We start from the raw sequence: 1763 nt of genomic DNA on the forward strand, positions 1-1763 counted from the left end.
GTTAGCTCAGAAGAGCTGATGGACCTCTTTTTGTGGTAAAATTTTACGTACCAATGAAAAACATTACCCCTAATCATTTTAAAGTAAAACAGGCATTTTTGCCACTATTCATTTCGGATTTTCTAGATATTTGTGATCCTGTGCTGGTTTTCGACAGATTTATGGAGGAAATCGACTTGGAGAAGTACCTGAAAAATGTTCCGGAACACGTTACCGGACGCATCAGATACAACCCGACCAGCATGTTGAAAACAATCTTATTTGGATTTATGACAAATGGATATATATCGCTCCGAGAGCTCGAAGATTGCTGTAAAGTCAATCTTCGCTTTATGTATCTCATGGAACATGAGACTCCATCTTATCGCACGTTTGGTTATTTTATCGAAACTATGCTCAAACCATCCGTTGAGGAATTATTCAGTGAGATCAACAATAAAATTTTTGCCAAAGATCATGTGGATTTGAGCCATCTGTATATCGACGGTTCAAAATTTGAGGCAAATGCCAATAAATATAGCTGGGTATGGAAGAAAGCAACGGAAAAATCCAGATATAGACTTTTTGAAAAAGTCACGGCTTTACTCGATGAAATTAACGACGATCTTGCCAGCTTTGGCATCAAAATTGATACGAATTCCGAATACGTTCCTGAATATTTGGATGAAATAACGGATCGGTATGCCAAAATCTATGAAATAGATGAAACAAAATTTGTATATGGAAAAGGCCATCGAAAAACACCTCAGCAGCGCTATTATGAATGTCTTCAGAAATATACAGCCAAACTCAAAGAATATGTTGAAAAGATAAAAGTTTGTGGTCCAGACCGGAACAGTTATTCCAAAACAGACCATTGTGCTACATTCATGAGGATTAAGACTGATTATATGGGCAACGACCAGCTCCTGCCAGCCTACAATGTTCAATTTGGTATTGCGGATGAGTACATAGCTGTAGCTGATGTAAATCAATACCGCTCAGACATGGATTGTTTTGTTCCCTTACTGGAGAAATTTCATAATACCTATGGATTTTATCCAAAGTATCCTGTCGCAGATGCAGGATATGGTTCATACAACAATTATATTTATTGTGAGCAACACGGAATGGAAAAATACATGAAATTCACGATGTACAAGAAAGAAACCACGAATGCAAAGTATCGAGATAATCCGTTTCGCCCAGTAAATTTCAAGATTGATGAAGAAGGCACTCTGCGTTGTCCAGCTGGACAAGCATTTCATCTGCAATACAGGCAAAATGTAAAAGGGAATCGATACGGACGTCAGGAAGAAGTTTACCAGTGCGAAAATTGCACAGATTGTCCTTATGCTGCCGAATGTAAAAAGACGGATAAAAACAGGACGATTCGTCTAAATCAAGAACTAACCTCTATGCATCAAGAAGTTGTGAATAACCTAGAAAGCATTCAAGGAGCACTGCTTCGAATGAATCGCTCAATTCAATCTGAAGGCACTTTTGGTATCATGAAAAACAACCGCTGGTACAAAAGAATAGTTCGAAAAGGCATGGAACAGGTACGTTTAGAGATTTTTCTAGTTTCTATCGGTTACAACCTATATAAATATTACAATAAAAGTTTGCGAATCAAAAAAGCCGCATAAGCTGAAAAAATTGCAGTTCTTATGGGGAAAGGGGAGGTATACTCTTTTTTCGGATTTATTTTGTGAAAAATTAAAAATAAACACAAAAAAAGAGCTGTGGACAAAATGATTTCTCATTTTGTCACAGCCCCTTTT

The 1763-nt window shown here is 37.3% G+C and carries 1 protein-coding gene; it reads left to right on the forward strand.

Annotated features, from left to right (window positions below; all coding sequences use genetic code 11):
- The first annotated feature begins 53 nt into the window (after positions 1-53).
- Positions 54-1628, forward strand: coding sequence for an IS1182 family transposase (locus HNR32_RS13665; protein ID WP_183863602.1), 1575 nt, complete (start codon positions 54-56; stop codon positions 1626-1628).
- Positions 1629-1763 lie beyond the last annotated feature (135 nt).

This window comes from Pectinatus brassicae (assembly GCF_014201835.1).
GTDB lineage: Bacteria > Bacillota > Negativicutes > Selenomonadales > Selenomonadaceae > Pectinatus > Pectinatus brassicae.